12 protein-coding genes and 5 pseudogenes are annotated in these 21,626 nt (G+C 70.4%); 7 read left to right on the top strand and 10 right to left on the bottom strand.

Going from position 1 to position 21,626, the window contains the following annotated elements; genetic code table 11:
- The first annotated feature begins 53 nt into the window (after positions 1 to 53).
- Positions 54 to 998, top strand: a complete 945-nt coding sequence (locus tag OHA98_RS21855; protein ID WP_266928429.1) for an AraC family transcriptional regulator — start codon at positions 54 to 56, stop codon at positions 996 to 998.
- Between the two features lie 597 nt (positions 999 to 1,595).
- Here the strand turns inward: OHA98_RS21855 and OHA98_RS21850 are convergent.
- The gene (locus OHA98_RS21850; RefSeq protein WP_266928428.1) at positions 1,596 to 2,270 is read right to left on the bottom strand and encodes a hypothetical protein; all 675 of its coding nucleotides are present in this window, start codon (positions 2,268 to 2,270) and stop codon (positions 1,596 to 1,598) included.
- Positions 2,271 to 2,728: 458 nt separating this feature from the next.
- Between OHA98_RS21850 and OHA98_RS21845 the strand changes: the two are divergent.
- From OHA98_RS21845 to OHA98_RS21825, 5 genes and pseudogenes are all read left to right on the top strand, one after another.
- Positions 2,729 to 3,139, top strand: a pseudogene (locus tag OHA98_RS21845) (Lrp/AsnC family transcriptional regulator); the annotation flags it as partial.
- Positions 3,140 to 3,144: 5 nt separating this feature from the next.
- Positions 3,145 to 3,567: pseudogene (locus OHA98_RS42965) on the top strand (polysaccharide deacetylase family protein); the annotation flags it as partial.
- Positions 3,544 to 4,313, top strand: a pseudogene (locus OHA98_RS42960) (SDR family NAD(P)-dependent oxidoreductase). The pseudogenes OHA98_RS42965 and OHA98_RS42960, both read left to right, overlap by 24 nt.
- Positions 4,310 to 4,888 (top strand): annotated as a pseudogene (locus OHA98_RS42740) (ketopantoate reductase family protein); the annotation flags it as partial. The pseudogenes OHA98_RS42960 and OHA98_RS42740, both read left to right, overlap by 4 nt.
- A 919-nt stretch (positions 4,889 to 5,807) precedes the next feature.
- Entirely contained in the window at positions 5,808 to 6,179 is a 372-nt protein-coding gene (locus OHA98_RS21825; RefSeq protein WP_266928425.1) for a nuclear transport factor 2 family protein, read from the top strand.
- A gap of 266 nt (positions 6,180 to 6,445) precedes the next feature.
- Here the strand turns inward: OHA98_RS21825 and OHA98_RS21820 are convergent, their stop codons facing one another.
- A complete protein-coding gene (locus OHA98_RS21820; protein ID WP_266928424.1) occupies positions 6,446 to 7,675 on the bottom strand; it encodes a PQQ-binding-like beta-propeller repeat protein in 1,230 nt (409 codons plus the stop codon).
- Between the two features lie 575 nt (positions 7,676 to 8,250).
- Between OHA98_RS21820 and OHA98_RS21815 the strand changes: the two genes are divergently transcribed.
- Positions 8,251 to 9,654 carry a CARDB domain-containing protein gene (locus OHA98_RS21815; RefSeq protein ID WP_266928423.1) on the top strand — a complete coding sequence of 468 codons (1,404 nt, stop codon included), beginning with the start codon at positions 8,251 to 8,253 and terminating at the stop codon, positions 9,652 to 9,654.
- A 107-nt stretch (positions 9,655 to 9,761) separates the two neighbouring features.
- On the opposite strand, the gene OHA98_RS21810 is transcribed toward OHA98_RS21815, so the two are convergent.
- The 8 genes and pseudogenes from OHA98_RS21810 to OHA98_RS21775 form a co-directional block, all read right to left on the bottom strand.
- Positions 9,762 to 12,659, bottom strand: a complete 2,898-nt coding sequence (locus tag OHA98_RS21810; RefSeq protein WP_266930841.1) for a BTAD domain-containing putative transcriptional regulator — start codon at positions 12,657 to 12,659, stop codon at positions 9,762 to 9,764.
- 102 nt (positions 12,660 to 12,761) lie between these two features.
- Positions 12,762 to 15,089 (bottom strand): annotated as a pseudogene (locus OHA98_RS21805) (SAV_2336 N-terminal domain-related protein); the annotation flags it as partial.
- Positions 15,086 to 16,096, bottom strand: coding sequence for a MoxR family ATPase (locus OHA98_RS21800; protein WP_266928422.1), 1,011 nt, complete (start codon positions 16,094 to 16,096; stop codon positions 15,086 to 15,088). The gene OHA98_RS21800 and the pseudogene OHA98_RS21805, both read right to left, overlap by 4 nt.
- A gap of 26 nt (positions 16,097 to 16,122) precedes the next feature.
- On the bottom strand, positions 16,123 to 18,282 hold the full coding sequence (locus tag OHA98_RS21795; RefSeq protein ID WP_266928421.1) for a trypsin-like peptidase domain-containing protein: 2,160 nt from the start codon (positions 18,280 to 18,282) through the stop codon (positions 16,123 to 16,125).
- Between the two features lie 5 nt (positions 18,283 to 18,287).
- Positions 18,288 to 18,773, bottom strand: coding sequence for a CU044_2847 family protein (locus tag OHA98_RS21790; protein WP_266928419.1), 486 nt, complete (start codon positions 18,771 to 18,773; stop codon positions 18,288 to 18,290).
- Between the two features lie 191 nt (positions 18,774 to 18,964).
- A complete protein-coding gene (locus OHA98_RS21785) occupies positions 18,965 to 19,789 on the bottom strand; it encodes a tyrosinase family protein (RefSeq protein ID WP_266928417.1) in 825 nt (274 codons plus the stop codon).
- 16 nt (positions 19,790 to 19,805) lie between these two features.
- Positions 19,806 to 20,210, bottom strand: coding sequence for a tyrosinase cofactor (locus OHA98_RS21780; protein ID WP_266928416.1), 405 nt, complete (start codon positions 20,208 to 20,210; stop codon positions 19,806 to 19,808).
- Positions 20,211 to 20,869: 659 nt separating this feature from the next.
- Positions 20,870 to 21,391, bottom strand: a complete 522-nt coding sequence (locus OHA98_RS21775; RefSeq protein ID WP_323179618.1) for an FBP domain-containing protein — start codon at positions 21,389 to 21,391, stop codon at positions 20,870 to 20,872.
- Between the last annotated feature and the right edge of the window lie 235 nt (positions 21,392 to 21,626).

The raw sequence follows: 21,626 nt of genomic DNA, 5'->3' as shown, positions 1-21,626 counted from the left end.
ACGATCCATGGCTGGCAAGCTCCACTTGATGTCCAGGCGTCTATGCTGAGGGCATGGACGCCGTGTCGGAGCTGTTGGCAGAAGTACGGGCGCGCGGCGCCATCTTCCGGCAGACGACCATGCGACCGCCCTGGGCGCTGCGGATGGCCAGTGGTGCCCCGCTGACGCTGGCCACGATGGTGCGCGGCCGGGCCTGGATCGTTCCCGACCAGCACGAGCCGGTGCCCATCGGCGTCGGCGACATCGCCGTCATCCGCGGCGACGTGCCCTACACGGTGGCCGACGACCCCGCGACCAGACCCTCGCTGGTGGTGACCAGTACCGACTACTGCCCAAGGGCCGAGGGCGTCGAGCACGCCTCCGGGCCGGCCCGGAGCTGCGGAACACCGGCCGAGGGGGCTGCCGTGCTGGTCAGCGGGGCTTTTGAGCGCAGGGGAGAGCTCAGCGAACGACTGCTGCATGCCCTGCCCGCCGTGCTGGTGGTGCCGGCCGGGGGCAGCCCCTACCTGTCGGTGGAGATGCTGGCCGAGGAGGTCACCAGAGAGCGACCGGGACAGGATCTGGTGCTGGACCGGCTGCTGGACCTGATGCTGGTTTCCGCGCTGCGCAGCTGGTTCGACAACCCCGACGCGGATGCCCCTGCCTGGTGCCGCGCACTGGACGATCCGGTGGTGGGTACTGCGCTGCGGCTGCTGCACGACACACCCGCCCGCCCTTGGACGGTGGCGGACCTGGCGGCCAAAGTGGGGGTATCGCGGGCAGCGCTCGCCCGGCGGTTCACGGCGCTGGTCGGCGCACCACCGATGGCCTACCTCGCGGACTGGCGGATCACCTTGGCCGCGGACCTGCTGCGGGAGACCGACGACACGGTGGGCACGATCGCCAGGAAGGTGGGCTACGCCAACGCCTTCGCGCTGAGCGTGGCGTTCAAGCGGCTGCGCGGCACGCGGCCCAGCGATCACCGGAGCTCGGAAACAACACAGTGGCGGGTCGGATGAGTCCCGCCACTGTGTCGCGCGAAGTGTGAAGGCGAGACGGATGGATCCGTGAATACCTGAGCCGATCACCCCGATGTGTCCTCTTGCTCGGTGCGGAGCGGCTTCTTGTGGGAGGCAGAGGTGCCATGGATCGGGGCGCCCTGGATCGGGGCGCCCTGGATCGGGGCGACCCGTATCGAGGCCCGCGACTTCTCCCAGTGGATTCAGAGAAAAGCCAAACCTCCCAGCCAAACCTCCCTGTCCGGCCAGGGAGGCCACGACCACCAACGCCATCACCGCCGCGGTGGCCGCGTCCCTGGCGGCTCAGCACGGAAGCCATCGCGCTGTGGCGGAAGTTCCCGCCCCGGGCCAACCCGAAGAGCCGGCCGACGACACGGCAGACCCCCGCCGCCGTGGTCGCCCGGATGCTGGAGCCCCCGTTTCTCGGCCAGGACTCCAAGTCCCGCTGCAACAGGAAGCTGACCCTGCTCAAGGTGCTGGAGTGGCTTGAGATGCGGCCCGGCAACACCTGGCAGGAGCGAGATCGACGCTGGTCCGCGTGTTCAGCACGATGCTTCCCCGACCGGCTCACTTTCAAGGGGGAACGATCTTCCCGGGCTACTCGACGGGCTGGAAACCGAGCCCGTATCCCTGTGCGCCCATCGTGAGTCGCAGGGTCGCGTAGCCGGGTTCGCCCTCGTCGGCGAACTTGCTCCAGTACTGGCAGGTGTAGCCCGTGTCCTTGCCCAGGGGGACCGCCTTCGCGGCGGGTATCTCCTCGCAGGCGAGCTTGCTGGCATCGGTGCGGCCGGACTCGGAACCGTAGCTCTCGTTGAGCGAGTCGTACACCGCCTTCGCCACCAGCAGACCCTTCTTGGGTGTGGTGTCGAAGAAGATGAGGGAGTTGCCTTCCTTGGCTGATTCGCTGATCTTCACCTCGTAGGGAACATCGACTCCTTCGTACGTGGCGATGCACTGGCTGACCGCGCCGGCCTTCTCGTCCACGCCGTCGGGGCATTTGGCGCTGGTCTCGCCGGGTACCCGTGCGGAGCGGAGAACGGCCTGGCGCAGGTTGTGTTCCACCTTCTCGACGAAGGGCGCGTCCATCGGGGGGAGCGGGGTGATCTTGAGCCTTTCGCCCGCTTCACGCTGCGGGACCACGTCCTTCTGGGGGCCGTCGACGGCGACCGGCAGAGCCTTCTGCGCGGCGCTGTCCTCGGCGTCGCTGGAGCCGCAACCGGCGGTGAGCAGAACGGCCGTGACCAGGCCGACAACAATCTTGGCGTTTTTCATGAGGTGAGGATAAAGGCCGGCACTGACATTGATGCCGATACTCAGGTTCCGGTGGCCGTGGCTCGGGCACCGACTGACGCCCTGCTGGGCTGTCCTCAAGTCGTTCTGTCCGGCCGCCGGGACCTGTTCAGCGCGTATGTGACGGCGCGGCCCTCGCAGCAGGCGTCTCCTGGCCGTCACCGGTGACTGTGCCTCGGCAGGACCGCAGGCTCCGGTCGCTCACGGGGCTTTCCGTACCGCGGTCGGTGCCGGACGGGTGCGCCCCGATGGACGCCAGGTGTCTTTTTGGACACGCGTGTGGCGTAATCCGTCATGTTCCAGCCATCCGTGTGCACGGGGCCCAGCTGCGTTCTTTACCCCTCCGGGGCGCTGTGGCTGCGGGATGAAAAGGCTTTGACCAGCGATGATGCAGGATTCCTTCATTGACGGTAGTGAGGGTGCTCGTTACCGTCGGCACCATGAAGCACCAAGCCCCTGTGGGCACCATCGACGAGCTGGACCAGCGCATCATCGCCGCGCTCCAGCTCAACGGTCGTGCCCCGTGGAGCGCGGTGGCACGCTGGGTGGACGCCAGTGAGACGACCGCCCAGCGGCGATACCGCTCCCTGTGCGAGCGGGGGCTGCTGCGGATCGTCGGCACCATGGAACTGGACCGGACGCGGGAGGGATCCTCCATGCTCGTCCGGGTACAGGCCAAACCGGGCCAGGGCCTGGCCGTCGCGGACCGGCTCACCGCAGGTCCGGACGTCCGCTTCGTGGCCGTGGTCACCGGCGCCGCCGATCTGATCGTCGACTTCGTTGCCCGCGACAACGAGGAGATGATGCGGATGCTCTTCACCGACCTGCCCGCGGCCGACCTCATCACGACTCCGGCCTGCCCGCAGAGAGCTGGCGCTGGACCGAACAAACCTGGCGCGGACACGTGGACGCCGTGCGCGCCGGACGGAGGCTGGTCCCCGGCCGCTGGCCCGGCAACGCCCGGGTCGCGGTCGCCCTGTCCTTCGACTCCGACCACGAGACGATCCCGCTGCGCGACGGCGAGACCAGTCCCGGCCGGCTCGCCCAGGGCGAGTACGGTGCCCGTGTCGGCGCGGCCCGGATCCTGGACCTGCTCGCCCGTCACCGCGCCCCCGCGACGTTCTTCATGCCGGCCGTCTCTGCCCTGATCCACCCCGAGGAGGCGCGTGCGTACACGTATGACGGGCACGAACTGGCCGTCCACGGCTGGATCCACGAGCGGAACATGCTGCTGGGACGCGACGACGAGAGAGAGCTGACCGCCCGCGCCCTGGACACGGGAGCGCTGCTCACCCTCACCGACCGCGACCCCGAGGCCCTTGATCGGGCCGCGGCACGGCTGGGCGGTGACCAGGCTGCGCACGCCGCGGACCTGGCCGACCCGGACGCCCCCTCCAGCCTGATCGAGAGGGCCTGGGCGGAGCAGGGTCCCGTCGACGTCCTGGTCAACGCGGCAGGTGTCTACCCGTCCCTCGACATGGCGGACGTCGACGCCCCCGCCTGGGACCGGCTGTTCGCCGTCAATCTGCGTGCCCCCGTCCTCACCACGGCCGCGTTCGCCCGGCTCGCCATGGCGGCCGGGCGGCCCGGCACGGTCGTCAACATCTCCTCCGGTTCCGCACTGCGGTCCCGGCCCGGCGGGGCCCCTACGCGAGTTCCAAGGCCGCCCTGGAGATGGCCACCCGCGCCGCCGCCCTGGAACTGGGCGAATACGGCATCCGCGTGAACGCCGTCAGCCCCGGCTTCGTCCAGGTCGCCGGCGACTGCAACCCCGTATCCGCCGAGTACGCCGCGGCCATCGGCGCCAACCCGCTGGGCCGCCCCGGCACTCCGTACGACATCGCCCGCGCCGTGTGCTGGATCACGGGCCAGGACGCCTCGTGGATCACCGGGGAGGTGCTGAGGGTGGACGGCGGGTCCAGTACGGGCGCACTGCACCTGCCCCGCATCTGGCAGCCCGGCGACACCCGCGCCGTCCCGCTGCCCGCGATACCGGCCGCCACCACGGAAGGACCCACCTCATGACCGACACCTCCCCGCGACGGGCCGCCTACACCGTCGTCGGCGGGGGCGCGATCGGCGGCACGCTCGCCTTCGCCCTCGCGCGGGCCGGACACCCCGTCACCGTGGTCGACACCGACCCGGCACACGTGGCGGCGATCCGCGCCGACGGATTCGTCGTCGCACATGGCGGCACCCGCACCGGCGTGCCGGTCGCCGCCACCACCCCTGACGAGTTCGACGGCACCCTCGGGCGGGTTCTGCTGGCTGTGAAGGCCCAGGCCACGGCTACCGCAGCAGCCTGGATCGCACCCCGCCTGGCCCCGGACGGCTGTGTGGTCTCCCTCCAGAACGGCTTCAACGAGAACCTCATCGCCCGGCACGTGGGCGCCGAGCGCACCGTCGCCGCGTTCGTCAACATCTTCGCCGACGTCATCGAACCAGGCGTCATCCTGGACGGCGGCGCCGGCGCCCTCGTCATCGGTGATCCCGACGGCGCCCCGGTCAGTGCCCGCGTCCGCTCCATCGTGTCCGACCTGCGGAGCTGGGGTCCGGCGGTGGCCAGCGACAACGTCGAGGGCTATCTGTGGGCCAAGGCCCTGGCGGGCGCGCGACGACAGCTACGGCACCTCGCCGCGTTGTCGGAACGCCCGCATACATCCGGTATGCGGGCGTCCCTCCGCCTTGCGATGCACCGCATACGACGCCGCGCGCTGATCCGCCAGGGATTACGGGACAGCCCTTTAGTGCAGCACGAGGACGTCCTCGTGCCCGAGATCCAGGGTCATGCCGGACAGCGTCGGCACATCGTCGTCGAACCACGTGTAGCGGAATCCCGGCGTGGGTGTCCAGCGGAATGCTTCGACGCCGGCGGCCCGCAACAGCGAGACCTGTTGGTTCAGCACGCGAATTCCACCCAACGGGAACTGGAATTCGAACGACGCGTAGATGACTCGACCGGTCACCGTACCTCCCTGAGACATCGGCGTGAACGCGTGCTGCCGGGCCTTCGGATCCACTGTCCTCGACCTGGCCGACATGGTCAATCCTGTGATCCAGTGGGACCGGATCGCTCGATGCGATACAGCGTCGCTGCCCATCGGATTATCTCGTGCGGTGCCTGAACGGCTCGGTAGATGGTGGAGATGATCGTGGGCTGTTCGGTGCCGTCACGAGTTTTCTGCCTGAATTTCTGTGCCCAGGGGGACGGAACGGAACGGAACGGTGTGACCGAGGCATCAGCGCCGGTGCCGGTGGCGGCCCACAGCAGGGCGTCCGGCCCCTGGTCACCGGCGCGCGCGGGAAAATCACCATCGCTCGAATCCCGCAGCTCCGGAAGAACGCATCGCACCATGCGATCGATTGCATCGACACAATGAGCTTGACCGCATCGGCAGGGCCGTCGACAGTGGTTCGAGTTATTACCTCGTATGGCGTCGAAGCCGGCACTGTCGTCGCCCACTCGCCATTGACTCGATCGGTCACACTCCGTCTCCGCAGAAGGAATGAGGGATCGATGTGCAGCAAGATCTGAGTGCGAAAGTGAATCTTTTTCTGCAGTGTCTGGAGGTGCGCGATTTATCCCGCGCCCAGGCGTTGTGTACGGACCGGGCGACCGTTTGGCAGAACGACGGCAACGGGGCACAGGGGATCGGTGAGAGCCTGGAGCAGTTCAAGGCCTTTGCCGTCGATGTCAAGTCGCTGCAGTACGACGTCATCCGCCGATTTCACAGTTCGAACGAGGTGTTCCAGCAGCACGTGCTCCACCTGAATATGGTCGGCGGGTCATTCAACGAGGTCCACGCCGTGGTGTATTTTCGATTCGAAGGTGATCTCATCGAGCGGATCGAGGAGTGCATCTACACCATGCCGAAGGGGAGAGCTTCATGATCCCATTTTCCGCTCCCGAGGAACGGTGCTGAGCGGGACATCCCTCAGGAGATCAGAAGCCGCTGCCCCGTCCGGGACATCGTCGCCCGTGAAGCCGTGGGCCCCGGGGAGCGCCGCCGGAATCTGCCCGGAGGACCCAGCACTCTGCGAGCCGGTGGGCGAACTCAGGTGCCGGAGGCCGGAGTTCGCCCACCACGGGGTGCGGCACACGGTTCGGACGCAGGCCTATGGAACGCACCGCGGGGAACCGGACGTGGGTACCACGATCACACGGCGGGCAGCGCGTAGAGCCGCTTCCCATGCATCACGGCCAAGCGGCTGCCCGCGGCCACCACGTACCACTGCTGGATGTCGCCGGTGCCGTCGTTGTAGGTCCAGCGCAGTTTTCCGGTCGTCGTGTCGAAAGCATGCACGCCGCCGTCCTTGTCGAACTCGGTCGCGCCGTACAGGGTTCCCTTGACCTTGGCGAACTGCCACGCCTGCGTCGCCGACTCCAGCAGATCCTCGTTGTGCCAGATCGCCTTGCCCGTGCCGGGATCCACCGCCCACATGCCACGCGCGCTGTCAGCGGCGTAGAGCACCCCGTCCAGGATCTGCGGGTCGTAGAACTTGCTGAACTCTTCGGTCCTGAGCGACCAGCGGTCCTTGCCTCCGGCCAGTTCGAGCGCCCGCAGCCGCCCTCCGTCCGCCACGATCACCAGGTCCTTGTGCACGGCGAAGCGGCGGCGGTTGGACTCGCTGATCTTCTTCGTCCACACCTGTCGGCCGGTCGCCGTGTCACGGACGGTCACATTCTCGCGGTAGTCCGTATAGATCAGGTGCCCGTCGACGGACGCGGCGGTGATCCCGTGCTCCTCGGTCCCCGCGTCGCGCTGCTCACGCCAGACGATCCTGCCGGACGTGGTGTCGATCGCCGCGATCACATTGTTCGGCGTCGTGAAGTCCTTCTCCAGAATGCCGGCGAGGACATACACATGACGGTCGTCGGCCGCGATCGGGCGCGGCAGTTGGTACTGCTTGCCCAGCCGGCTCCGCCAGGTCTCCTTGCCCGTGGCCGGATCCAGCCCCACTACGTCGCCGTCGTACTCGGCGCTGGCCAGATAGAGCGTCCCGCCGCCGACGATGAGTTTGGCGCCGGGGGTGGTGACACCGGCGCGCGACCACTTCTGCGTGCCGCCTGCCATGTCCCGTCCGACCAGCGGATCTCCCGACACCAGGACCGTGTCGCCGACCACCGCGAGGGCGTCCATCCCGGCCAGATTGGTGTTCGCGGCGTCCGACTTCCACAGAGGTTCGGGTGCGGTACCCGGCGGCGGTGTCGTGGACCCTCCGCCCTCCTTGTCCGCGCCCGTCGCCGGACCGTCGCCGGGCTCTTCCGGCTGCTCCCCGGATTCGCACGCCACGGCCCCGGTCCCGAGGACGACCAGTCCCAGCCCCGTCCCGGCCAGCCTGATCATCTGCCTGCGGGACACCGTGTGCCCGTAACGTCTGCCCATGTCTGTTCTCATTTCCGTCCGGTCGTTGCGACGCCTCCCTCGGCGTCCGTGCCAGCTAACCAGCGAATTTCGGCCGAACGGCCGATGGCACACAGTCGGGACATGGCGGTGAAGCACCTGTCACAGGACGGGATGGCGAGCGGGTGCGGCGGCCATCGGCGGTGACGGGCGCGCCCCGAAGGGTGCTGGGGAGGCAGAACCCCTGCTGTCCGGAGGCGCCGGCATCCGGAGAGCTCCCTGACTGTCAACCCTTTGCGTAGCGGATCACCCTCACGGAAGGCGAGGGAGAGTGGCCGCGGAGTTCTTTTCGGCCGTTCAAGGGGTGGCGGCAGGGAGAGGTGTGCCCCGTGAGTTCCGGGTGATGTGCGGACAGCCGCCGGTGCGGGGGCGGTGCCGTCAACCCTGGCGGATGTGCCCGGCAAACCAGCCCGGCGGGTTTGGCGAGGACCGATGAGGATGTGCTTTCCGTGTCCCCGGGATTGCGTTGTGCTCTCGGGGGCCACGGCTCCGCCGAAGCCCGCCCTCGTGGTCCGGCCGGAGGGCGATGCCGGACCTCGCCGAACCAAAGGGGACACGTGACTACACCTCCGCCCGCTCCGCTCCGGGTCGCACTGGTCAACGGAAGCTTCGAAGAGCCCGTCGTCACCGGCTTCGAGATCCTCCCGGACGCGTCGCAGACGCAGGCAGCCAAGCGCGTACCGGGATGGCGTACCACCTCGACCGATCACATGATCGAGCTGTGGCGTTCCGGTTTCAACGGGGTGCCGGCGGTGCACGGCTCCCAGTTCGCCGAGCTGAACGCGCGCCAGGTGGCCACGCTCTACCAGGACCTGCCGACCACGCCCGGGTCGAAGCTGTACTGGAGGCTGTACCACCGCGGACGGCAGGGCCAGGACACCATGGCACTGGACATCGGCACACCGGGCCCCGCGGTCGAACAGCGACGCTTCACCGACGGCAACAACGCCTGGGGCTACTACACGGGCACGTACACCGTCCCGGCAGGCCAGACGACGACCCGGTTCGCGTTCCGCTCCATCTCCGCCGCCGGCGGAAACCAGGGGATCGGGAACTTCCTGGACGGCGTCTTCTTCGGTACCGCTCCCTACGTGGTGCTCACCAAGACCGCCATCCCCGTGGGACCCCTGGAGGTGGGGGACGTCGTCACCTACCGCATCACGGCCAGGAACGAAGGCGGAGGCCCGGCCGAAGCCCTCGTCCTGACCGACGTCATCCCCGCCGGCACGACGTACCTGCCCGGATCTCTGCGTATCGTCGACGGTCCCCACACCGGGCCGAAGAGCGACCGGAACGGCGATGACCAGGCGTACTTCGACGCCCAGGGCAACAAGGTGGTCTTCCACCTGGGCAACGGCGCTTCGGGCGGCCAGGCCGGCAGCCTGCCCAGCACCGAGACCCTGCCGGGCGGCACCACGGTGGAGTACCGGGTCACCATCGGCCTGGCCGCGGGAGGCAGCCGGGTCATCAACAGTGCCACCGCTGCCTACGAGAACCGCCTCGGGCCGACTCCCGAACCGCTGACCGCCACGTCCAACGAGGCGGTCACGGACGTCGATCCGGCTGCCGATCTGACGGTGGCCAAAGCGGCCGACGCGACCACGGTCACCGAGGGACAGACCGTGACCTACCGGATCGCCGTCCGGAACACCGGACCGAACCGGGCCACCGGAGTCACCGTCACCGATGTGCTGCATGACGATCTCACGTTCCTGTCCGCCACGCCCTCACCCGGCACCTACGATCCGGTGACCGGACAGTGGGAGGTGGGTGACCTGGCCGACGGCGCCACCGCCACGCTCGTGCTGCGGGCCAAGGCGACCGCCTCCGGCTCGATCAGCAACACCGCCACGGCCACCGCCCATGAGAAGGACCCCGACCCCACGAACAACACCGACAGCGTCACCATCTGCGTCGAACGCGCCCGCGACTGCTGCGGCCCCTGCTCCGGCCAGGAGTAACCGGACGCCACCCCTCACCGGCGCCGTCGCGGTACGGTCCCGCTCGCACCAGCGGGTCTCCTCGGACAGCGGCGCCGGCACCAGGCGGCGGACCATGTCCGGTGGCGCTACGCGGTGTTCGGTACGGGGGCGGACGCCCGGCCCTCGACCAGTTCGCGCACCTGCCGGGCTTCGGGGGAACCGAGTTCCTCGAAGATGTCCAGGGCCTCCTGCCAGCACGCCCGCGCGCGGTCCACCTGTCCCACGGCCTGGAGCGCGCGCCCCAGGACCGTCAGTACGTTGCCCCTCCGCCAGTCGCCGCCGATGCCGCCCAGCACGGCCAGGGCCCGCTCGGCCAGATCCAGAGCCGGTGCCGGACGGTGCGCGGCGAGTTCGGCCTCGGCGATCCTGAACAGGGTCATGCCCTCCCAGAGACGCTGGCGGCTGTCGGTGAACCTCAGAAGGGCCTCGCGGAACGCGGCGATCGCCTCGTCGAACCGCTGGGCGGCCGTGAGCGCGAGTCCGAGCGCGTAGCGCGCGTTGGCGCCACGCAGGGACATGCCGAGGCCGTCATAGACGGCCATTCCCTGCTCCACGAGCGTCAGGGCGGAGGAGACCTCGCCGACGGCGAGCCGGACACGGGACAGGTTGCACAGGGCGCTCGCCTCGCCGGGCCGGTCATCGACGGCCCGGAAACCCGCCAGCGCAGCCGTCAAATGACGCTCGGCCTGCTCATGGTGGTTCCGATAGAGAGCCATCGTCCCCTGGCTGTTCTGCGACCAGCAGGCTGTCAGGGCGTCCCCGCAGCTCTCCGCCATCAGGAGCGCGCGGGCCGCCGCGTCGTCGGCCTGCTCGAACCTGCCCGCGTTCATCCAGGTCCTGGCCACCACCAGCGCGGCCCGTCCCTCTGCCCTCGGGTCGCCGCGCCGCGCCGCTTCCTCCCACAGGGCCGTGGCGGCCGCCTCGTACTGCCCGGACGCGGCGCCCGAGTCCGCCAGATCCTGGGTGACCCACAGGGTGTCCACGGCGCGCCGCAACGACGGGCCCGCGGACTGCCGGACCGAGGCGAGCAGACCGGCCGCCTCGGAGTACAGCCAGTCGATCGCCGTGGGCCGGCCGCCGAAGATCAGGCCCCCATGGGCCGTGGCCTCCAGATGGTCGACCAGCCGGTCGCCGGGATGCTCCAGCGCGTACACCTCGGCCGCCGTGGCGAGGTAGAAGTCCAGCAGTCGTGACAGTGCCAGTTCCCGCTCCACCGGCGGCTGTTCGTCGCGCTCGGCGCAGGCACGTGCGTAGAGGCGTACGAGGTCGTGGTAGCGGTAGCGGCCCGGTGCGGCCGATTCCAGGAAACTGGTGCCGACCAGTTCTTCCAGCAGGTCCTCCGCCACCTGCGGTTCCAGGTTCAGGAGTGCGCAGGCCGCCGCCAGTGAGATGTCCGGGCCGTCGGCGAGGCCGAGGAGGCGGAAGGCGCGGGCCTGGGCGGGCTCCAGCTGGCCGTAGCCGAGTTCGAAGGTGGCCTTGACCGCGAGGTCGCCCGCCTGGAGTTCGTCCAGCCGGCGGCGCTCGTCGGCCAGTTTGGCGGCGAGGACGGAGACGGTCCAGGTGCGGCGGGCGGCCTGGCGGGAGGCGGCGATACGGATGGCCAGGGGCAGGAAGCCGCACATGGCCACCACATCCAGAGCGGCTTCGCGCTCCGCGCTCACGCGTTCCTCGCCCACGATCCGGGTGAAGAGCTGGAGTGCTTCCTCGGGGGACATCACGTCCAGGTCCATCAGGCGGGCGCCGGCCAGGTCGACCATGCGGACCCGGCTGGTGACCAGGGCCGCGCAGCCCGCCGTACCGGGGAGCAGAGGGCGGACCTGGGCCGCGTCGCGCGCGTTGTCCAGGAGGACCAGAACGCGACGGCCCTCCAGCGAGGAGCGGTACAGGGCGGCCCGTTCGTCCAGGGTGTCCGGTATCGCCGAGTCGGCGGTGCCGAGCGCGCGCAGGAACGAGCCGAGCACCGTTTCCGCCGCCGCCGCACGGGGGCCGGCGCCCTGGAGGTCGACGTAGAGCTGGCCGTCCGGAAAGTGGGCCCGGACGGCATGGGCGGCCTCGACGGCGAGGGTCGTTTTGCCGATGCCGCCCAGGCCGCCCAGGGACGCGATGGTCATGACCGAACCGTCAGCCCGGCCCAGATGCTCGGTGACCTCCCGCAGATCGTCCTGATGGCCGGTGAAGTCGGTTACCCGTGCGGGGAGTTGCGCAGGAGCGGCCGCGGCGTACGGGGGCGCCGGTCCGTCGGCCGGGCGGGCCAGCTCCTCGTCGGCCCGGAGGATGCGCTGCTGGAGCTGGGCCAGCTCCGGGCGCGGGTCGACGCCCAGTTCCTCGGCGAGCAGCCGGCGGGTGTCGGCGTACACCGCGAGGGCCTCGGCCTGGCGTCCGCTGCGGTACAGGGCGACCATCAGCAGTTCGCGCAGCCGCTCGCGCAGCGGGTGCGTGGCGGTGAGCGCGGTCAGTTCGGAGACCGCATCCGCGTGGAGACCGGATTCCAGGTCCAGATCGAGCCGGGTCTCCGTGAGCTGGAGGCGCCACTCCTCCAGCCGGGCGCGCTGGTTCTCCGCGTACGGACCGGGCACGGAGGCGAGCGCCTCGCCGTCCCACAGGCCCAGCGCCTTGTTGAGGAGGCCGCGGGCCTGAAGGAGATCGCCATCGCCCCGGGCCCGCTCGGCCTCGGTGGCCAACTGCCGGGCGAGGTCCAGATCCAGTGAGTCGGCAGGGACCCGGAGGGCGTACTTTCCTCCATCGGAGACCAGGACATCGGGGCCCAGGGCTTTGTGCAGCCTGGAGGCGTAGGTCCGTAGCGAGGCCAGTGCCTGTTGGGGCGGATCGTCGCCCCAGATTCCGTCGATCAGCTCGTTCGCGGTGGCCGTCCGGCCGTCGTGCAGCAGCAGTGCGGCCAGAAGGGCCCGCTGCTGCGGTGAACCGGAGGACAGTGGATCGCGGCCGCGCCAGACGCGTACGGGACCGAGTACGGCGAACCGCAGCCCGTCCGCCGGCGGTGGCGTGGCCGGTGAAGCCGTGAGGACGGACCGAGGGTGCGGCGCGATGTCCAGCTCACGGGGGTCGGAGCCGTTCAGGATGCGCTGCTGGAGCCTCGTCAGCTCCGGGCCCGGGTCGAGGCCGGCCTCGTCGGCGAGCACCCTGCGGGTGTCGGCGTACACCGCGAGGGCCTCGGCCTGGCGTCCGCTGCGGTACAGGACGAGCATCAGCTGCGCGCGCAGCCGTTCGTTCATCGGATTCGCCGTGGTCAGGGCGGTGAGTTCGGGAAGGAGCTCGGCATGATCCCCCGCCTCCAGATCGAGCTCGATCCGGAATTCGAGGAGCGCGAGGCGCCACTCCGCGAGGCGGGTGGCCTGGCCCGCGGCGAAGGGGCCGGGGATCCCGTCGAGCGGGGATCCCTCGGTGCAGGCGAGCGCATCGGTCAGCGCACGCCGGGCCCCGGCCGGGTCGCCCGCCGCCCGCGCCGTCTTCGCCTCCTCGTACAGCCGCTCGGCGACCGTCAGATCCAGATCCGGTTCGCCCCTCTCGCCCTGCGCCGACAACCGGTGGCCGTTCGCCGTGTCGTCGATCTCGACTCCGGAGGAGGCCAACGCCTGCCGCAGCCGGGAGACATAGGACCGCGCGGTCCGCTTCCTGCCGTCGGGCGCCCACTCACCCCACACCGATTCCACGAGCGCGGTGTCGTCCACGGCCCGGCCTCTGCGCAGCAGCAGAGCCACCAGTACCGCCTTCTGCCGTGGCGGTCCCATCGGGACCGGCTCGGTGCCCCGCCAGGCGAGATGCGGACCGAAGACCGTGAACCGCAGGGGCGCCCGGGGCGTGCCGGGAACCTCCGCGACCGGCGTGGTCCTGCCGTACAGCCTGTCCAGCACCGGGCTGACCAGGACCGCGAAGGCGGACGCGCCCGCCGGGCGGTGCTCGTTCCCGCCCGGATCGTCGAGCAGCGCGGCGAAGTCGGGCATCCGGCCGAGATGGGGCTCCAGCGCCTCACCGACCGCCTCCACGACCTCGATGGACCGCTCCACGCTGAGCCCGCTCGCCAGCAGGTCCCGGACACCGGGTCCGAAGTCGTAGAGAGGATCGGCCGGCCTGCCACCGGCGGACGTCGGCAGACGGAGATCTCCCGGCCCGCCGTCCGCCAGCGGCCGCAGCAGGTCACCGAGCAGAACCTCGGCGACCGCCGTCGGTGACGTGTCGGGCAGCGAGGCGATCCGTACCAGCTGGATGACCGGCAGGCTGAGGGGCCTGATCGCGGAGAGCCGGACGGCCAGCCGGTAGGCGTCCGGGGAGAAGGAGGCCCGGAAGCGTTCCAGACGGTGCTGCGGGAGCGTCGAGGGGGGAGGACCGGAAGCTCGTGACGCCCCGTCACCGGTGTCGAACAGGGCGATGTCCACCATCGTGGGTGTGCCGGGACGGGTGAGCAGCCGGGCCCACGCGGACAGCGAGGACGGTGTGAGCGCGACAACCGGGACAGCGGGCCGGTCGGCCGTCCGCCCGACCGGCAGACCACTGAGCGGATCGAGGACCCGGAGCTCGCGGGCGGGCGCGAACGGCCGCTCCGCCACGACGGGACGGGGCTGTGCGTCGAACGCCGTGCCACGCCACAGCCGTCGCGGCAGCGGCGGCAGCACGGTCAGGGGGCCACCGTGCCCCCATGCCTCGATGAACCGGTCCGCCGCGGGGCTCTGCCACGCCTCGTCCACACCGTCCGTCAGCACGAAGGTGACGGGCGATTCCGTCCGCGGAGTCCCGGCGGGGTGGTGACCGTCCCCCAGGGCGAACCGGTGCACCCGTACCGCACGGAATACGCCGGCTCGCTCCAGGAGGCGTTTCACCTCCCGCGCGAGCGGCTGCCAGAGCCGCATGGACGGTGAGTCGTCCATGAGCAGCACGGCCGTGTGCCGCAGCTCCTGCTCGGGCCGGTCCACCACGTCCAGCACACCCGACTCGGCCGTGAGCCGGACCGTGGCCTCGATGTCCGCGACTGTCCGGTACCGGTGGTCGCGGTAGCCGCGCAGCGGGCGCAGCGCACGGGCCAGCGGCTGCGTGCCCGGCAGCGCCCGGGGGCCCGGGGCACGAACGGACCGGGCCCGGGTCCCGGCGCCGTCCGGGGTACCGCCGCCGTCGGAGGCGTACAGGCGGTGCGGCCGCCCGGCCGGCGCCGCGGCGGGCGCGGGGACGCGCGGATCGCGGGGAGCCTCCGACGGCGCGACGGGAGATACGGGCCCGGCGGCGTCCCCCACCGGCTCCATGAGGGGCGGAGCACCCGGCTGAACCGTCGGGGTGCCGGCCCGGGGTTCGGTCGCCGGTGCTTCGTGGCCCATCGCCCGCGCGAGCCACAGCACATCGAGAAGTTCGGGCGCCGCCAGGTCGTACCCCAGGGAATCCAGGAGCACCCGCAGCCGGTCGATCATGAGGGGAACGCTTCGTCCAACCGGTGCATGACCGCGCCGAGCAGCTCCTGACGCGTGAGATCGGCCCCGGTGACCCGCAGATGGACGGCGGCGAGCAACTGGTCGGTGGCCAGGCTCTGCACGGCCGCCTTCCGCAGGAATTCGGAGATCAGGTCGTCGGCCTCGGCCAGGGCGGCCTCACCGAGGTTCTGCCGGACGATGTCCCGCAGCTTCGCCTCGTCCGGGTCGCGCAGGTCGAGCCGGACACAACGGCGCAGGAAGGCCGGAGGGAAGTCCCGCTCCCCGTTGCTGGTCATGACGACGACGGGGAACTGTTCGCAGGCCACCAGGCCGCGCCGCACCCGGATCCGCTCCCTGCTGCCCGTGACGAGAACATCCGCGGTCTGCTGGTGTTCGGGCAGCCTCGCCAGCTCCGGGATCTCGAACTCGCCCTCCTCCAGCACCACCAGAAGGTCGTTGGGCAGGTCCAGATCGGACTTGTCGAGTTCGTCGATGAGCAGCACACGGGGGCCGCCCGTGGCGGCGAGCGCTGTTCCCAACGGCCCCAGACGCAGGTAGTTGCCGATGTCCGAGCCCTGCGCGCCGCGCCTCTTGAGCCGCCGTGCCGGACCGCGCGGCGCCTCGCGTTCACGCTGCAGCGACGCCTCGCGCAGCCGGCCGACGGCGTCGTACCGGTACAGGGCGTCCTGCAGTGTCGACCGGCTGTTCACGGACCAGCGGAGCACCTCGCCCAGCCCCAGGTCCTCGGCGAGGGCACGGGCCAGCGAACTCTTCCCGGTGCCGGGACGGCCCGTCACCAACAGGGGGCGGCGCAGATGGAGCGCGGCATTGACCACGGCGATCTCGTCGGCGTTCATGAGATAGCGCTGCGAGCCCGGGCTGCGCCGCGCGGCGGGGAAGCGCCGCCACGGTGGCGGTTCGGGCAGATCGGACGGGCCGCGGAACACCCACCAGGGTTCGGCGGGCGAGCTGCTGTCACCAGGTGCTGTGGCGCGTGGATGCGGCACGACGCGGTCTCCTCGTCGGGACGGGTTCATGGCTGGATGAGGGCCCACGGCGCGGGTGCCAGGGGCGGTGGCCGGTGGTTGGGCCCGTCGTGCAGGAGCGACAGCTCACGCCCGTGGTGGGTCGTGCAGTCCGGATCGGCCATGGCCTTGGCCCGCTCCAGGCGGACCGCTTCGGGGATGCGCGTGTGATCGACACCCTCGACCAGCGCCAGCAGGTCCGCCGCGATCTGCCCGCCGTGTTCCTCGCGGTGCCACAGCACGGTGTGGACCCCGGCCTGGATGCACTGCCGCAGCACCAGTCCCTGGTGCTGCCGGTCGCAGCAGACGACGACGATTCCGGCCTCCGGATGCACTTCGAGCCTGGCCTGGGCCACCGCCGGGTCGCAGGAGCGCTGATCGAGCAGCAGCCGGGGCGAGGAAGGCAGCGCGCTGCTGCGACGCTTCCACCCGGCGTGCGTCTCCCGGGTCCGCTCCGAACTCCGCAGCACCACACGGCGGGTGATGCCGGGCCGGAAGCCCCCGTCGTCGGCGCTGCCCGGGAACTCCCAGGCATCCACGTCGAGCCGCAGCCAGGCGGGGGCCACGAAGAACTCGACCAGAGCCGTCTCCGGATGCTCCTCCACCTCGGTACGCAGCACCTGCCGGATGGCCTCCACGACACGGTGGCTGGAGACTTCGGTGTCCTCGGTCAGGACCACCTCGTGCCGCCCGTCACCGTTCCAGACCCAGATCTGGTACGTGAAGAGGTGACCGGTGGACACGGGCAGGAGCTCGACCTGGACCCGGGGTGGGGCGGTGCGCGGCGCTCGCGCTCCACGCGCTCCGGCGTGCGCCGACACATCCGCCCGGAACTGCGCGACGGCGGCGGGCGCCACGCCCAGCCGGGGGGCGGTGCTGCGTACCCACGCGTCCAGATCGTCGGCGAGATAGGCGCCCGATTCGCGCTCCTGGACGCTGATGTGGATGACCCCCTGCAACAAGGGGGGCATGGGCTGGCCGGGTTGGGGGTCGTAACACTCCAGGATGTCCGTCGCGTCCGCGAGGTCGCAGGGCCGCGGGACCTCGTCCGCGTAGGGCAGTACGGCGCGGACGAGCGCGATCGGGTCGGTGGCGCGGCACTCGGCGAGCAGGGCGTTGAGATTGCGCCGCTGCCCGGACGACAGGCGTTCCCCCGGACTGACGATGCGCGCGATCCCGAGCGCCCGTTCCCAGTCGGGGTCGGTCGCCGGGGAGCCGGCACGCAGTTCGGCGAGCTGTTCGTAGACGATGTTGAGCAGTTCGGGGACGCCCCGGCGTACGCCCATGGCCATGCCCGCCAGCCGTTCGATGTCGGCGGCCGGACCGGAGGACCGTCGTCCGAGCCGCCCGGCGAGCCGCTCCTCGCACGCCATGACCTCCCTGCGGGTCGGCAGCAACTTCTCCAGGGCGCTGAGGAGTTGCTGCCGCCCCCGGCCCGCGGCGGGGACAGCGACAGGCGGAAGGCCGGGGAGCTCGGACTCGATGGAGGACAGCCCGATCGCGTACATCGCGGCGGGTGGGGCGTACCGCCCGGCTGGTGCGGGGCACTCCTCGCGCGCGCGGCTCTCATGAGCGGCGACGACCAGGCCGACGACGGCCTGTCGCGCCCGGTCCCACAACGGCCCGCCGCTGAACCCCTCGGCCACCGTCCCGCCCAGCACATCGAGCGCGATCCAGGGATGGGAGGAGACCCGCGGCATCGCCCGGAGGGTGGGCAGGGCGTGACCGCTCGCCCACTGCGCGACGACCTCGTTGCCGTCCCGATGGGTCAGGAAGGGCGCCGGTTCGGCGCCCGGTGGGGCCTCGGTGTCCAGTTCGACGACCGCGAGATCACCGTAGTACGGAAGGGCGCCGGCTCCCGGCGGGCTCGGGTGGTCGGCCTCGGGGCGGCTGCGCGGAGGCCGCCAGCAGTGCGGCAGCACCCGGCCGATCAGCTCGCGCTCCCGGTCGACATGCGGGAACCGCAGCCCGATCTGCTGCCCCCGCGACGGCACGGGCGCGTCGAAGCGATGCCGGCCGAGCGCGCTGTTGATGACATGCGCGCAGGTCAGGACCAGGGTCGGGGAGAGCAGCACGCCCGCACCGACCGGCTGGTCCCGCCCCAGGACGGACACGAACGCCCGGTGCAGCGGTGCGTCGGCGAGTGAGGGGGTCACATCCAGCCGCATACGGGTCAGGAACCGTCGACCTGGCTCGGCAGCCCTGCGGACGGGTGCGCCGGCGCGGCTTCCTCCGTGCCGTTCGTGCCGTTGAGGTTCCAGGTCGCCGAGACGGTGAAGCTGGCCTCGCCGCTCCCGGAGAAGACGCCGAGACTCAGGTCGCTGCCCAGCGTGACACCGAACTCGACCGTGACCTCGTCGGGCCGTTGGGCGAACCGGCTGACGGAGTCGTGGATGCCGCTCAGCACCCCGCCGAGGGGGCGCAACGCGTCACTGAGCGTCTGACCGCTCCGGGTGAGGGCCCGCGCCGTGCGCCCGTCGGAACTCACCGGCCGCGCCTCGCCGAACCCGGGCGGCAGGTCCAGCTCGCCCGCCGGATCGCCGTCACGCTCCGCGGTGCGTGCGCCGGCACCCGGATCGAGCGCCGGAGTACCGGTCCGCGGCGCGAGGTGCAGGCGTACGACAGAGCCGTCGTCGAAGGTCAGTCTCACATCCTCCATGGCCGAAGTCTCCCACGAGACAGGGGGGTTCGCCGTTCGTTCCCCGTTCCCCGTTCCTGTTCCCGGATCTCCGGGGGGTCTGCTCGCCGAGGGGGCCGTCAGGGAGATCGGCGCACACGGCAAGAACCTGCGACCGGAGACCGACGGCGGGACACCGTCGGTTCCGGCAGCAGACCCGTCATGCCCCGAACTCAGGCATACGTGTAGAAGGGAGAGTGGTCCAGCATGCTCTGGGGGGTCGTGTCGGTCCAGGGCGGCATGGTCTCGTCGAGATCGATCACGTCGGGGGTGTCCGCGGCGGGGAGGTACGCGGCGCCGGCCGGGTGGAGTGCGTGCCAGTCGGCCCAGAGCTTGTCGACGAACGCGTGGTGCAGCCAGAACACCGGGTCGTTGGGGGAGACGCTCGTCTCCATCTGACCCCAGACCCAGGTGTGCACCCGGTTGTGCATGCTCATATAACTCGCCGTGCCTTCGAGCGTGGAGCGGAAGCCGGCCGAGCCGTCCCGCCAGGGCGCGGAGTCGTACGTGGGAATGGCGAGGGCGGCGTCGACCTCGGCCCGGGTCGGGAGCGTGGGCACGCGGTAGGCGAGATTGCGGGCGAGGAACGGGCGCGTGTCGACCTGGATGGTGATGGGCCACTTGCCGGCGGAGTACGCGAAGGGGCCGTCCATCACCTGGTCGTCCAGGGCTCGTCCGGTGCCGCCGAGAAAGTCCGGCGCCCAGAGCGACGAGCCGAGGGTGTTGTCGGCGGTCCAGTCCCAGTAGGGGATCGATACCGAGGCGTCGACCTTCTGGAGTTCGTTCTCGAAGTCGATGAGGAACTTGCGGTGCCAGGGCAGGAACGACGGGCCGAAGTGGCCCACGTATATCCCGGTGTTCATGTCCAGCGCGAACCGGAGACGGTGGGCGGCGACGAACTCGTCGTACACCCCGGTCCGTTTGACTTCCAGTACCGCGTCGACGAAGGCCTTCTTCTCGGCACCTGTGAGGTTCGCCTGATTCTTGCGTACGGTCATGGCAGCTGCTCCCGGCTCAGGATGTGGGGTCGAAGGGAACGACGGAGGCGCCCTTGAGCGAGGTGACCGCGGTGCGAGCGGCGTCGAGCGGGCCGGCGAATCTCTCGTAGTGGTTGATCGGGCTGCTCCAGCCGCTCTTCCCGTGCTGCATCACATGGAGTTCGCGGCCATCGACCAGGACGCGGTAGCCGGTGCCGTGTCCGGCGTGGGCATGAGCATCGGCGGGCAGACCCTGGATGCGCCGCCCCTGGAAGATCTCGTCGAAGGGCGCCGGCCCTCCGGTGCCGCCGGGTGCGGCCGCCTTGCCGTTCGCCTTGTCGGGCGCGCTGTCCGCGGACGCGGTGGCCACACCGACGAGCGCTATGCCCGCGGCGGCGCCGGTGACGGCCCCGAGGGCCTGACGGCGGGTGAGTCTGGACATGGTGAATCCCCCCAGGAACATGAATGAGGCGGCCCCCCAGGTTGTTTGGTGCCGCCGCGACCATGCCTACAGGGGGAGCGGCCGTTCACAGAAGGAGGGAATTTTTGGTTGGCTGTCATATGGACATGTCTTCGCAGGTCATGCGGGGACCGCCGGCCTCGGTCCCCCTCCGCGCCGACGCTCCGCGGATCACAAAGTGGAGATTCCGCTGTGAATGAGCCCTGTACGTGAAGATCCTTCGGGGTTCATCCGGCTGCCCGCGTCAGGACCATGATCTGAGCATGGCCTGAAATCGGGTCAACTTCCTGTTCTGCCGCGCTCTGTTCGCCGGGATCGGAGGTCCCTGCCGGTCGCGGCCCGAGACCTTCACGTGCCATCGCCCGCGGCTCCGAACGGTGGTGACGCTCACGCATGGCCACGGGGGGTGGATGCCGTACAACTGACAACTGCCCGGCTGCTGCGGGGAAGTGAGGCCCGGCGACGGGCGCCCGTTCGGCCGGGGACGCACGCTGACGGATGCGCACCACGGTCGACAAGTGGTGCTTCCCGTCATCAGCGTGTGGCGGTCCCTCTCGCGGAGCCCTCGTGAACACGAAGTCATCGGCCCTGGCGGCGGCAGACTCCCCGCCCCGAGCAATACCAGCGGGTCGAGCGCACGTTCACCTTCTGTGTCTCTTGGTCTGCCCGGGGGTGGACACCGAACGGATGAAGGCGATCGTGCGTGAACGCATGCCTTCGCGGCGTGCCCTGATGGTTTCATCGAGCGAGGGATCGAAACTGTGGCGGATCGGCTTGGTGTGCATCTTCACCGCACAGTCGAGATCGGTGCACAGGAGAAGGCCGACTGCGTTGAGGCGTTCGCGTTTGTCGCGTGAGGGGAGTTGAGCGGTGAACAGGGACACCTCGTTGAACCGGCGGACGGACCGGCACAGATCGCACATCATCGCGCGCGATCCGTGTGCCGCGTCATTCGGGGCCTGCCGCAGCAGCACTCCCCACGCCCGGCCATCAGCCTCGGTGACGAGGTAGGCGCGCTTCGGAGCGCGCAGATCTCGCCATCCGAGGTAGTCGATCCGATGCCACGGGGCGTCGTCGAACCAGGCCGGTAGCCGGACCTTCTTCTCGGTCGGGTCCAGGTTCACGATCGCGCCGCGCACCTCTTCCCTGGTCATGGGGCGCATGGCTCCTCCTGGCACGTTGCACACGGGTACCACGTGTATCGAGACGGGTGGGAATGAAGGAATCTTGTGTGTCGTGGTGTCGACACGCCTGCTCACCACGCTTCGCCGGTGAGAAGGGGTTTCAGGACGCTGCACGGACTGACCACGTTCGTTGTTGGCTTCCTATGCCACCACGGGCATGTGCACGTTCTCAGGCGCCCATGGCATCCATGGCACCCACGCCCGGCCCGAGGGG

Source organism: Streptomyces sp. NBC_00654 (assembly GCF_026341775.1).
GTDB lineage: Bacteria > Actinomycetota > Actinomycetes > Streptomycetales > Streptomycetaceae > Streptomyces.
This window is presented reverse-complemented; position numbering and strand designations above follow the sequence as displayed.